At 71.4% G+C, this 12125-nt stretch carries 9 protein-coding genes; 5 read left to right on the top strand and 4 right to left on the bottom strand.

The window, feature by feature from the left end; all coding sequences use genetic code 11:
- Positions 1-30: 30 nt before the first annotated feature.
- Positions 31-2250: an NADP-dependent isocitrate dehydrogenase gene (locus ABT116_RS11025; RefSeq protein ID WP_351630851.1), complete on the bottom strand. Its 2220-nt coding sequence runs from the start codon at positions 2248-2250 to the stop codon at positions 31-33.
- A gap of 187 nt (positions 2251-2437) precedes the next feature.
- On the opposite strand from ABT116_RS11025, the gene ABT116_RS11020 reads away from it, so the two are divergent.
- On the top strand, positions 2438-3982 hold the full coding sequence (locus tag ABT116_RS11020; RefSeq protein WP_351630848.1) for a M1 family metallopeptidase: 1545 nt from the start codon (positions 2438-2440) through the stop codon (positions 3980-3982).
- A gap of 14 nt (positions 3983-3996) precedes the next feature.
- On the opposite strand, the gene ABT116_RS11015 is transcribed toward ABT116_RS11020, so the two are convergent.
- Both ABT116_RS11015 and ABT116_RS11010 read right to left on the bottom strand, forming a co-directional pair.
- Positions 3997-5094 (bottom strand): mechanosensitive ion channel family protein, encoded by a 1098-nt coding sequence (locus tag ABT116_RS11015; protein WP_351630845.1) that lies wholly within the window; start codon positions 5092-5094, stop codon positions 3997-3999.
- Positions 5095-5334: 240 nt separating this feature from the next.
- Complete coding sequence (locus ABT116_RS11010; RefSeq protein WP_502983852.1) at positions 5335-6318, bottom strand: lysylphosphatidylglycerol synthase transmembrane domain-containing protein; 984 nt, start codon at positions 6316-6318, stop codon at positions 5335-5337.
- 215 nt (positions 6319-6533) lie between these two features.
- Between ABT116_RS11010 and ABT116_RS11005 the strand changes: the two genes are divergently transcribed.
- The 4 genes from ABT116_RS11005 to ABT116_RS10990 all read left to right on the top strand — a co-directional run bounded on the left by ABT116_RS11005 (position 6534) and on the right by ABT116_RS10990 (position 11458).
- Positions 6534-8429, top strand: a complete 1896-nt coding sequence (locus ABT116_RS11005) for an ABC transporter ATP-binding protein (protein ID WP_351630907.1) — start codon at positions 6534-6536, stop codon at positions 8427-8429.
- Between the two features lie 104 nt (positions 8430-8533).
- Positions 8534-9034 (top strand): hypothetical protein, encoded by a 501-nt coding sequence (locus tag ABT116_RS11000; protein ID WP_351630842.1) that lies wholly within the window; start codon positions 8534-8536, stop codon positions 9032-9034.
- A gap of 97 nt (positions 9035-9131) precedes the next feature.
- Positions 9132-10760, top strand: coding sequence for a sensor histidine kinase (locus tag ABT116_RS10995; protein ID WP_351630839.1), 1629 nt, complete (start codon positions 9132-9134; stop codon positions 10758-10760).
- The gene (locus ABT116_RS10990) at positions 10757-11458 is read left to right on the top strand and encodes a response regulator (protein ID WP_351630836.1); all 702 of its coding nucleotides are present in this window, start codon (positions 10757-10759) and stop codon (positions 11456-11458) included. The genes ABT116_RS10995 and ABT116_RS10990 overlap by 4 nt, the downstream gene beginning before the upstream one ends.
- On the opposite strand, the gene ABT116_RS10985 is transcribed toward ABT116_RS10990, so the two are convergent.
- Positions 11440-11919: a MarR family winged helix-turn-helix transcriptional regulator gene (locus tag ABT116_RS10985; RefSeq protein ID WP_351630833.1), complete on the bottom strand. Its 480-nt coding sequence runs from the start codon at positions 11917-11919 to the stop codon at positions 11440-11442. The genes ABT116_RS10990 and ABT116_RS10985 overlap by 19 nt on opposite strands.
- Positions 11920-12125: the final 206 nt, after the last annotated feature.

The raw sequence follows: 12125 nt of genomic DNA, 5'->3' as shown, positions 1-12125 counted from the left end.
CGGAGGGGGTGGGCCGTCGGGCCCGGGGCGTCAGCTCAGGGACGCCAGGGCCTCGTTCCACGTGGTGGACGGGCGCATGGCCTCCGCGGCCTTCGCCGGGTCGGGCTGGTAGTAGCCGCCGATGTCGACCGGCTTGCCCTGGGCGCCGATCAGCTCGTCGACGATCTTCTGCTCGTTCGCGGCGAGCGTCTCGGCGAGCGGGGCGAAGGCCTTCGCCAGGTCCGCGTCGTCGGTCTGCCGGGCCAGCTCCTGCGCCCAGTACAGGGACAGGTAGAAGTGGCTGCCGCGGTTGTCGATGCCGCCGACGCGACGGGTCGGGGACTTGTCCTCCTCGAGGAAGGTCGCCGTGGCGCGGTCGAGGGTGTCGGCCAGGATCTGGGCGCGGGCGTTGCCCGCCACCTTCGCGAGCTGCTCGAAGGAAGGCACCAGGGCGAAGAACTCACCGAGGGAGTCCCAGCGCAGGTAGTTCTCCTTGACCAGCTGCTGCACGTGCTTCGGCGCCGAGCCGCCCGCACCCGTCTCGAACAGGCCGCCGCCCGCCATCAGCGGGACGACCGACAGCATCTTGGCGCTGGTGCCCAGCTCCAGGATCGGGAAGAGGTCGGTCAGGTAGTCGCGCAGGACGTTGCCGGTGACCGAGATCGTGTTCTCGCCGCGGCGGATGCGCTCCACCGACAGCTTCGTCGCCTCGACCGGGTTGAGGATCCGGATGTCCAGGCCCTCGGTGTCGTGCTCGGCGAGGTAGGTGTTGACCTTGGCGATCAGGTTGGCGTCGTGCGCGCGGGTCTCGTCCAGCCAGAAGACGGCCGGGTCGCCGGTGGCGCGGGCGCGGGTGACGGCCAGCTTCACCCAGTCGCGGATCGGCGCGTCCTTGGTCTGGCACGCGCGGAAGATGTCACCGGCGGAGACGGCCTGCTCGATGAGCGCGGTGCCGTTGCCGTCGACCAGGCGGACCGTGCCCGTGGTGGCGATCTCGAACGTCTTGTCGTGGCTGCCGTACTCCTCGGCCTTCTGCGCCATGAGGCCGACGTTCGGCACCGTGCCCATGGTGGACGGGTCGAAGGCGCCGTTGGCCCGGCAGTCCTCGATCACGGCCTGGTAGACGCCCGCGTAGGAGGAGTCCGGGATGACCGCGAGGGCGTCGTGCTCCTGCCCGTCCGGGCCCCACATGTGGCCGGAGGTGCGGATCATGGCCGGCATGGAGGCGTCGATGATGACGTCCGAGGGCACGTGCAGGTTGGTGATGCCCTTGTCGGAGTCGACCATCGCCAGCTCCGGGCCCTCGGCGAGCTCGGCGTCGAAGGAGGCCTTGATCTCGGCGCCCTCCGGCAGGGCGTCCAGGCCCTTCCAGATGCCGCCCAGGCCGTCGTTCGGGGTGAGGCCGGCCGCGGCGAGCTTGTCGCCGAACTGCGCGAACGTCTTCGGGAAGAAGGCGCGCACCACGTGGCCGAAGACGATCGGGTCGGAGACCTTCATCATCGTCGCCTTCAGGTGCACCGAGAACAGCACGCCCTCGGCCTTGGCCCTCGCGACCTGCGCGGTCAGGAACTCGCGCAGCGCGGCGACGCGCATCACGGAGGCGTCGACGACCTCACCGGCGAGGACCGGTACGGACTCCCGCAGCACCGTGGTGGAGCCGTCGTCGCCGACGAGCTCGATGCGCAGCGCGCCGTCCTCGGCGATCACGACGGACTTCTCGGTGGAGCGGAAGTCGTTCTGGCCCATGGTCGCCACGTTGGTCTTGGACTCGGGGGTCCAGGCGCCCATGCGGTGCGGGTGGGACTTGGCGTAGTTCTTGACCGAGGCGGGGGCGCGCCGGTCGGAGTTGCCCTCACGCAGGACCGGGTTCACGGCGGAGCCCTTGACCTTGTCGTAGCGGGCGCGGATCTCGCGCTCCTCGTCGGTCTTCGGGTCGTCCGGGTAGTCCGGCAGCGCGTAGCCCTGGCCCTGCAGCTCGGCCACGGCGGCCTTGAGCTGGGGGATGGACGCCGAGATGTTCGGCAGCTTGATGATGTTGGCGGCGGGCGTCTTGGCCAGCTCGCCGAGCTCCGCGAGGGCGTCCGGGATGCGCTGGTCCTCGGTGAGGTACTCCGGGAACACGGCGATGATGCGCCCGGCCAGCGAGATGTCGCGGGTCTCCACGGCGACACCGGCCTGCGAGGCGTACGCCCGGACCACCGGCAGGAAGGAATACGTCGCCAGTGCGGGGGCCTCGTCAGTGTGCGTATAGATGATGGTCGAGTCAGTCACCGGGTGCTCCGCTCCACGTCTGCAACATTGCTCGACATCAAGATATCTCGTGAGCGACCTCGTCTCGACAGGGGCCCGCGACCAGTTTCGTGCAACCGATCGCCCCGTTCCCGTGTCTGGGAGAGAGATCACTCACTCCAAGCCACGGCCGGATCTGACCACCCGGCCGTCCGAGCGAAAGCGGACCATGAGATATCGCACCAGAGTGACGGCCCCGGCGGTTGCCCTTCTCGGCACGGCGGCGGCACTGACCACGGGGGTCCCTGCCCAGGCGGCCGGCAGGACCGGCGCCGCCCCGGGGCCCGAGACCCTCGGCGACCCCGTCTACCCCGACCTCGGCAATGACGGATACCGCGTCTCGGCGTACCACCTCGACTTCGCGTACGACGCCACGACCAGGCTCGTCGAGGCCACCGCGACCCTGACCATCCGCACCACCCAGGCCCTGAGCCGCTTCTCCCTGGACGCGCGCGGCCTGGACATACGCTCCGTCCGGGTCGACGGCCGCACGGCCGCCTTCGAGCAGGTGGCCGAGAAGCTGCGGATCACCCCCGCACGCAAGCTCGCGGCGAAGTGCCGGGTCACCGTGTGCGTGGCCTACGGCGCCGACCCGCGCCGGACCCCGCCGCCCGCCGGCGGCTGGGTGGCCACCCCGGACGGATTCGCGGTGTGCTGCCAGCCGGACCTGGCGCACACCGTCTTCCCCTGCAACGACCACCCCTCCGACAAGGCCGACTTCACCTTCCGCCTCACCGTTCCCACCGGACTGCGGGGCGTCGCCAGCGGCACGCTGGTGCGCACCGAGCAGCTGGCGGGCGACCTCACCGCGTACACGTACCGCTCCCGCTCGCCGATCGCCACCGAGGTGGTGCAGATCACCGTCGGCGACTATGTGATCAAGGACCGGCAGGGCCCGCACGGGCTGCCGCTGCGGGACGTCGTCCCCGTCGCCCGGGCCGCCGCCCTGGAGCCGGCCCTGGCGCTCACCCCGGCGCTGGTGTCGTGGGTCGAGCAGCGGCTCGGGGCGTACCCCTTCGAGACGTACGGCCTGCTGCCCTGCAACAACGACGCCCCGGACGCGTTCGACTTCACGGGCCTGGAGACCCAGACCCTCACGATCTACAAGCCGAACTACCTCCTCCAGGAGGAGAGCAAGATCGGCTCGCACATGATGCACGAGCTGGTCCACTCCTACTTCGGCAACAGCGTCAGCCCCGCCACCTGGGCCGACCTGTGGCTGAACGAGGGCCACGCCGACTTCTACGGCCTGCTGTACCGCTACGAGCGCGGCTGGGCCGATTCGCTTGGCATGACCACGCTGGAAGCGCGCATGAAGCACACCTACGCCCAGGGCGACCAGTGGCGCCAGACCTCCGGGCCGGTCGCCGCACCCACCGCGGCCAACCTGTTCGACAGCCAGCGCTACCTGGGCGGCGTGCTCGTGCTGTACGCGCTGCGGCAGCAGGTCGGTGAGGCGGCCTTCACGGCCCTGGAGCGCACGTTCCTGGAGCGGTACCGCGACTCCTCGGCCTCCACGGAGGACTACATCGCCGTCGCCTCGGAGGTCTCCGGCCAGGACCTGACCGGCTTCCTGCGGGACTGGCTGTACGGCACGAAGACGCCCCGGATGCCCGGGCACCCGGACTGGACCGTGACGCCGCCGAAGGCGTCCCTCTCTGCGCCGCGCGACCGGAGGGACACCCACCACCACGAGAACTCCGCGACGCTGTAAGGACCCTGCGGGCCTCAGTCGAGCCGGGTGGACCTCAGGCCGCCCGGCTCGATCTCGCCGGTCCGCTGCTGCGGGATGACGACCCCGCCCTGCTGGAGCGCCACGGTGCGCGCCGGGGCGGGGATGCGGATGCCCTCCGCGCGGTAGCGCTTGTGCAGGCGCTTGATGAACTCGTGCTTGATCCGGTACTGGTCGCTGAACTCGCCGACGCCCAGGATCACGGTGAAGCCGATCCGGGAGTCGCCGAAGGTGTGGAACCGGATGATCGGCTCGTGGTCCGGCACCGCGCCCTCGACCTCGGTCATCGTCTCGGCGATGACCTCGTTGGTCACCCGCTCCACGTGCTCCAGGTCGCTGTCGTAGGCCACCCCGACCTGCACCAGGATGGTCAGCTGCTCCTCGGGGCGCATGAAGTTGGTCATGTTCGCCTGCGCGAGCTGGCCGTTGGGGAGCACGATGAGGTTGTTGGACAGGTTGCGGATCGTCGTCTGCCGCCAGTTGATGTCCTCGACGTAGCCTTCCTCGCCGCTGCTGAGCTTGATGTAGTCACCGGGCTGGACGGTCTTGGACGCGAGGATGTGGATGCCCGCGAAGAGGTTGGCGAGGGTGTCCTGAAGCGCCAGCGCGACCGCCAGACCGCCGACGCCCAGGGCGGTGAGCAGTGGGGCTATGGAGATGCCCAGGGTCTGGAGCACCACCAGGAAACCGATCGCCAGGACCAGGATCCGGGTGATGTTGACGAAGATCGTGGCCGATCCGGCGACCCCGGAGCGGGACTGGGTGACCGTGCGCACCAGCCCGGTCACGACCCGGGCCACCGACACCGTCGCGACGAAGATCAGCAGCACGGTGAGCACCTGGTTGGTGGTGTGCTGCAGCGCCCGGGTCAGCGGCAGCACCGCCGCCGCGCCCGCCACGCCGCCCACGACCGCGGCCCAGGGCACCACGGCCCGCAGCGCGTGCACGATGACGTCGTCCCCGCTCCAGCGGGTGCGGTCGGCGTGCCTTCCCAGCCAGCGCAGCAGGACGCGCAGCGCGAACGCCGCCAGCAGGCCCGAGCCGAGGGCGATGCCGGCGAACAGCAGATCGTCCACGGTGAGCGCCCGGTTCATCGCTCACCTCCGGGGCGGGGAACCGCGGCGAAGCCCGCCACCGGCGGTCGGATGTGAAGTGTCGTCACGTCGTCACCTGCTTGTTTTCCGGGATGTTCGAAGGTGCTCGACCACCCTGACCTGCGGTCGGCACGATCGTTCATCCTGCCGTATCCCGCACGGGGTTCCGAACCGGAGACGGGGATGACGGGAGGGTGAGTTACTGCACATGACGCACCGTCACGTCCGGTTCCGTCCTGGTCAGATCACCTTCAGCCGTACCAGCGCCGCCAGCGTCAGCGCGCCCGGCACCAGCGGCAGCCAGACGGTGATGACCCGGAAGGCCAGGACCACGGCGGTGGCCACCGCGGCCGGGCCGCCCGCCGCCACCAGCGCCACGACCAGCGCCGCCTCCACCGAGCCGATCCCGCCCGGGGTGGGAACCAGCGCGACCGCGACCGTCGCCGCCAGATAGGCCACCGCCATGTGCGCGGGCGGGATGTCCAGCCCCAGCGCCCGCCCCGTCAGCACCAGCACGGACGCCTGCAGTGCCGGGAAGGCGAAGGAGCCGCCCCACAGCGCCAGGGCACGCGCCGGGCGGGTGTGCACCGAACGGGCCTCGCCGAGAGCCGTCCGCAGGAAGGACACCAGGGCCGAGCGCAGCCGCCGTACGAGGACGAGCACGGTCGCGGTGACCACCAGCACCGCCCCGACGCCGGCCAGCAGCGGACCGAACGCCGTCTCCGGCACCAGCGTGCCGAGCCGCAGCGCGTCGGGGAACGCGATGAGCAGGGCACCCAGCAGCGCCACCCGGCCGATGCTCTCGGCGAGCAGATACAGGCCGAGGGCGGCCGAGGAGCGGGCGAGGGGCAGTCCGCAGACCGTCATGAACCGCAGGTTGACCGCGCTCGCGCCCAGTCCGGTCGGCAGCAGGTGGTTGGCCGCGCCGGCCGCGAACTGCGTGGCCAGCAGCCGTCGTCGGGGCAGCCGTTCGACGACCGCGCCCTGCCGGGTGCAGGAGGCGGCGACCCAGGTCAGGCAGGTCGCGCCGACGGCGGCCAGCAGCCAGGGCCACTCGGCGGTGCCCAGGTGCGCGAAACCGGCGGCCAGTACCGACCGGTGCTGCACCGCGACCACGCTGACGAGCAGGAGCGGGAGCAGACACAGGATCTGCCGCAGGCGGCGGACCGGGACGCGACGGGGGAGTCGTCCAGGTCGGAGTTCGGGGAGTTGTACGGCTGTCACGTCGGTAGAGGCTGTCCAGGCCGTGCCAACTGCGGGTTGCGGGAGCGGGGACCGGGGATTGCGCGCGGGAAGCGGCTGGGTGGGGAGCGTCATCGGGGCCTTTGCGCGAAGGGACGGGGAAGAGGGGGATCGGGCCGATTGTGCGGGATGTCGGGGGAATGTGCGAGCTTCTTGACCTCAAGATTGCTTGAGGTTCTACGGTCTCTGTCATGAGTATGGAGACCACGGCCTGGACACAGCTGCACAGCGTCATGAACGCCGAACGGGAGCGCCGCCCCTTCGCCTTGGCCACCCTGCGCCGCATCGGCGCGTTCGCCCGCCCGCACCGGCGCCGAATCGTCCTCTTTGTCCTGCTCGGAGTGGGTACCGCCCTGCTGGCCGTGGCGACGCCCGTCCTCGCCGGGTGGGTCGTGGACACGATCGTGTCCCACGGGGACGAGAACAGGGTCGTACGCCTCGCCCTGCTCATCGCGCTGATCGCGGTGGCGGAGGCGGCCCTGGGCATCCTCGGCCGGAGACTGTCCGCGACGCTCGGGGAGCATCTCATCCTCGATCTGCGGACGGCCGTCTTCGACCATGTGCAGCGCATGCCGGTCGCGTTCTTCACACGCACACGTACGGGCGCCCTCGTCTCCCGGCTCAACAACGACGTCATCGGCGCCCAGCGCGCGTTCAGCAACACCCTGTCCGGAGTGGTCAGCAACCTCGTCACGCTGCTGCTCACCCTGGCGGTGATGCTCACGCTGTCCTGGCAGATCACCCTGCTGGCGCTGGTGCTGCTGCCGGTGTTCGTGATCCCTGCCCGGCGCATGGGCAGCCGCATGGCCCGGATGCAGCGGGAGGCGGCGACGCTGAACGCCGCGATGGGAACCCGCATGACCGAGCGGTTCTCCGCCCCCGGCGCCACCCTGGTCAAGCTCTTCGGACGTCCCGAGGAGGAGTCGCGGGAGTTCGCCGAACGGGCCCGCCGGGTCGCGGACATCGGGATCCGGACCGCGACCGCCCAGGCGGCCTTCATCACCGCGCTCACCCTGGTCTCGGCCCTCGCCCTGGCCCTGGTCTACGGCCTCGGCGGCTGGTTCGCCCTGCGCGGCACCCTGGAACCCGGCGCGGTCGTGTCGCTCGCCCTGCTCCTGACCCGGCTGTACGCGCCGCTGACGGCGCTCGCGGGGGCGCGCGTCGAGGTGATGAGCGCCCTGGTCAGCTTCGAGCGGGTCTTCGAGGTGCTCGACCTCCGGCCCCTCATCGAGGAGAAGCCGGACGCCCGCCCGGTGCCCGACGGGCCCGTGGCGGTCGAGTTCGAGCAGGTCCGCTTCGGCTACCCGGCCGCCGACAAGGTTTCCCTGGCCTCCCTGGAGGAGGTCGCGTCCCTGGACGGCCGAGGCGGCGACGAGGTGCTGCACGGACTGTCCTTCCGCGCCGAACCCGGGCAGACCGTGGCGCTCGTCGGCTCCTCCGGAGCGGGCAAGTCGACCATCGCGCAGCTGATGCCGCGCCTGTACGACACCGACGAGGGGGCCGTGCGCATCGGCGGCGTCGACGTCCGCGACCTCACGGCGCACTCCCTGCGGCAGACCCTGGGCATGGTCACCCAGGACGGCCACCTCTTCCACGACACCGTCCGCGCCAATCTGCTGCTCGCCCGGCCCGAGGCCACCGAGAACGACCTGTGGGACGCCCTGCGCCGGGCCCGCCTCGACGAGCTCGTACGGTCCCTGCCCGACGGCCTCGACACCGTCGTCGGCGAGCGCGGCTACCGCCTGTCCGGCGGCGAGCGCCAGCGCATGACCATCGCCCGGCTGCTGCTGGCCCGCCAGCGCGTCGTCATCCTCGACGAGGCCACCGCCCACCTCGACAACACCTCCGAGGCCGCCGTCCAGGAAGCCCTCACCGAAGCCCTCGAAGGCCGCACGGCCGTCGTGATCGCCCACCGCCTGTCCACCGTCCGCGCGGCCGACCAGATCCTGGTCGTCGAGGCCGGCCGGATCGTGGAACGGGGCACGCACGAGGAACTCCTGGCGGCGGGGCAGCGGTACGCGGAGCTGTACCGCACCCAGTTCGGCGGACCGGCCGACGAGGCGCGCGGCGAGGCGGTGGGGGAGGCCGCGTAGCGCGTGAACGCCTGCCCGGAGCTGTGCGTACTCCTCCCCGAGCACCCCTGAGGACAGTGAGTGCTCCTGAAGACAGGCCGACAGCCCGCACCCGGAGAGGCGACGTGTCCGAGAGCCAAGCGCCCGTACGATCCACCCGCCGGAGCCCCTCGCGCGTCCTCCGGCTGCGCGCCGTCACGGCGGCCGGTGTCCTGGTCCTCCTTCCCCTCGTCACCGCCTGCGGCGGTGGTGACGACGCCGGGGGCGCGGGCGGCGGCAAGGCGGCGCCGAGCGTGACCGCCGCGCCCGCCGCCGGGGTCGTCGCACCGGCCAAGGTGGAGGTGATCGCCGCGCTGACCGGCTGCAAGGCGAAGATCCGCATCGACGCCGACGAACTGCGCCAGGGCCTGTGCCACACCGAGAAGGCCGACTACCTCATCACCACCTTCCCCGAGGAGAAGTTCAAGGAGACCTGGCTGGAGGAGGCGCGCGTCTACGGCGGCAAGTACCTCGTCGGTACGCGCTGGGTGGTCAGCGTGAAGCCGGCGCTGCTGGAGTCCTTCCGCGCGAAACTCGGCGGCACGATCAGGGAGCTGCGGGGCATCGGGCCCAAGCCGGGCGAGTGAGACGGCTCCCTTTCGAATTCGGCTGGTGGGCGTCATGATGGTGCGGCTCGGCACATGAGCCGCCCTCCTCGCGGCGGCATCGCAGATTGAGTCCGTCGTGGTCGCCACCTTTCGTCGCCACTCGCTCGCGGGCGAGATGCTGGTGCTCCAGCTCGCCATCGTCGTGGTGGTGCTGCTGGCTGTCGCCGCGGTCTCCCTCGCCCAGTCCCAGGCCACCTTCAACCGCGTCGAGGGACGCCGGGTGGGCGCCCTCGCCGAACAGCTGGCCGCCAACCCCCTGGTGCGCAGCCAGCTGGTGCGTCCCGAGCCCGGGGAGGCGCTCGCCCCGCTGGTGCTCGCCACCCAGGCGCAGTCGGGGGTGACCTCGGTGACGGTGGCCGACGCGGCCGGGCGGATCGTCAGCTCCACGAACCCCACGGTCGTCGGGGAGCGGATGCGGCTGGGGCCGGGCACCGCCCGGGGGCGCGGCTGGTCCGGGCAGCTGACCCTGGACGGCAACCGCGAGCTGGCCGCCCAGGTGCCCGTCCTCGGGGCGAGTGAGGAGAATCTGGGCCGGATCCTCGGCACGGTGATGATCGGTGAGGCCGACCCGACGGTGTGGCAGCGGCTCAGCGGCGCCTCCTCCTATCTGCTCGCGTATCTGGGCATCGCCAGCGGACTCGGCGTGGCCGGCTCCTGGCTGCTCGCGCGGCGGGTGAAACGGCAGACCCTCGGGCTGGAGCCGGGCGAGATCGCCGGGCTCGCCGAGCACCGGGAGGCGATGCTGTACGGGATCGCCGAGGGCGTGATCGCCCTGGACCCGCAGCACCGGCTCACCCTCGTCAACGACATGGGCCGCCGCCTGCTCGACCTGCCCGAGGACTGCGTCGGCCAGAGCCTTACGGGCCTCGGCATCGACGGGCGGCTGCGCGACGTGCTGTCCGGCACAGCCGCCGGCGAGCGCGACGAGGTCGTCGTCCGGCACGGCCGGGTCCTGGTGATGAACCGGATGACCGTCACCAAGGACGGCCGGCCTCTCGGCTCGGTCACCACCCTGCGCGACCGCACCGAACTGGCCCGGCTGGAGAGGGAGATCGGCTCCTTCCGCAGCTCCTCCGAGCTGCTGCGCGCGCAGGCGCACGAGTTCGCCAACCAGCTGCACACCATCTCCGGGCTGATCCAGATCGGTGAGCAGGACGAAGTCGTGGCCTACATCCGTGCGTTGAGCCGGCACCGCCAGTCCCTGGACGTCACCCTCAGCCGCCGCGTCCGGGACACCGCGGTCGCCGCACTGCTGATGGCGAAGGCGTCCCTCGCGGCGGAACGGAAGGTCAGTCTGCGGATCTCGGACGACACCGCGCTGGAGCGGCTGGACCCTGAGGACGCCGCCGATGTGGCGACCGTGGTCGGCAACCTCGTGGACAACGCCGTCGACGCCGCCACCGCCAGGGACGACGCCTGGGTGGAGGTGGCGCTGCGGCAGGACGCCTCCAGCGTGGAGATCGTGGTCCGCGACTCGGGGCCGGGCGTGGCTCCGGAACTGGCCCGCGAGGTCTTCTCCCACGGTTTCACCACCAAGGCCGCCCGGGAGGGCGAGCGCGGCATCGGGCTGGCCCTGACCAAGCTGGTCTGTGAACGGCACGGGGGAGAGATCTCGGTGTCCAACACCCCTGAGGGGGCCGTGTTCACCGCACGCATGACCGTCAGCCACCTCACCGGCGCGGTGGCGGAAGGAGCGGCCCCATGACCGAGGCGAGCGACAAGGCGGACGCGATCGACGTCCTCGTGGTCGACGACGACTTCATGGTGGCCAGGGTCCACCGCGCGTTCGTCGAACGCGTCGAGCCGTTCCGCGTCGTCGGCACGGCCCACACCGGCGGACAGGCCATCGAGGCGGTCGAGACCCTGCGCCCCGACCTCATCCTGCTCGACCTGTACCTCCCCGATCTGTTCGGGCTCGACGTCATCCCCCGGCTGCGGACCGCCGGGCACGACTGCGACGTCATGGTCATCAGCGCGGCGACGGAGGCCGAGACGGTACGCGGCGCCGTCCGCCGCGGTGTGGTCGACTACCTCCTCAAACCCTTCGACTTCGAGGATCTGCGCCTGCGCCTGGAGCGCTACGCCGCCCAGCGGGGCAGGCTGCTCACGACGGTGGTCCGCGGCCAGGCGGACGTGGACCGTGTCCTGGCCGGAGCGTTCGGCCCGGCACCGGCCCACACCCTGCCCAAGGGCATGAGCGTGGAGACCGCCGAACTCGTCGAGCGGGCCCTGCGCGAGGCGGACGGCACCCTGTCCGCCACCGAGTGCGCCGCCGTCACCGGCGTGTCCCGGGTGAGCGCCCGCCGCTACCTGGAGTACTTCCACGGCACCGGCAGCGCGGAGGTGTCCCTGCGCTACGGCGCCGCCGGCCGGCCCGAACGCCGCTACGGCTGGCGGGCCTGAGCCGTCACCCGGAACCCGGCCGCGGGGCCCTGTTCCTCGTGGTGGGCGTGCACCCGCCGCAGCAGGGAGGCCAGTTGCTCCCGTTCGGCATCGCTCAGCGGGGTCAGGAGGTCGTCGTCCGCGGAGGCGATGTCGGCGCTGAGATGGTCGAGGGCCGTTCTGCCCTTCGGGGTGATGCGGACGTCGACGCGGCGGCGGTCGGCGGGGCTGCGGACGCACTCGACCTGACCCGTGTCGGCCAGGTCCTTCACGATTCTCGCGAGGTCGCTGGCGTTCATGTCCAGCCGGGCGGCCAGCACACCCTTGGGCTGCGGACCGAGATCGGCGACCAGGGTCAGGACGGTCAGATGCCACAACCGCAGGCCTCTGGCCGTGAGTTTCTCCGACAGGGTGCGGCGGGCGGCCTTTCCCGTCGCGTACATCAGGTACGCGCTGAGGTTCAGCACGCTGGGCGGCGTCATGCGTGAACGGTAGTCCGGCGGTGCCTTTTCTGTGAACACGGCTCAAAAATAGGGCACTTGGCGGTCGCGGCAGTAGAACTCCCCGCGTTCGCCGCCGTGCGGACGGGGTCTCACCGCGGTGTCGGCCGTGGCCGTGACCCGGCCCAGCAGCGCACCGGGTGTCTCGCGCTGCACGGACGTCAGAGCGGCGATCAGCACCGCGGGCA

The organism is Streptomyces sp. NPDC002130 (genome assembly GCF_040296465.1).
GTDB lineage: Bacteria > Actinomycetota > Actinomycetes > Streptomycetales > Streptomycetaceae > Streptomyces.
The sequence above is the reverse complement of the archived record's forward strand: the minus strand, read 5'-3'. Positions and strand labels throughout refer to the sequence as shown.

Excerpts from the sequence above, each read along its gene's own strand:
- ABT116_RS11020 (WP_351630848.1), top strand. The coding sequence starts at position 2,438 with ATGAGATATCGCACCAGAGTGACGGCCCCGGCGGTTGCCCTTCTCGGC.
- ABT116_RS11015 (WP_351630845.1), bottom strand. The coding sequence starts at position 5,094 with ATGAACCGGGCGCTCACCGTGGACGATCTGCTGTTCGCCGGCATCGCC.
- ABT116_RS11005 (WP_351630907.1), top strand. The coding sequence starts at position 6,534 with ATGGAGACCACGGCCTGGACACAGCTGCACAGCGTCATGAACGCCGAA.
- ABT116_RS10990 (WP_351630836.1), top strand. The coding sequence starts at position 10,757 with ATGACCGAGGCGAGCGACAAGGCGGACGCGATCGACGTCCTCGTGGTC.
- ABT116_RS10985 (WP_351630833.1), bottom strand. The coding sequence starts at position 11,919 with ATGACGCCGCCCAGCGTGCTGAACCTCAGCGCGTACCTGATGTACGCG.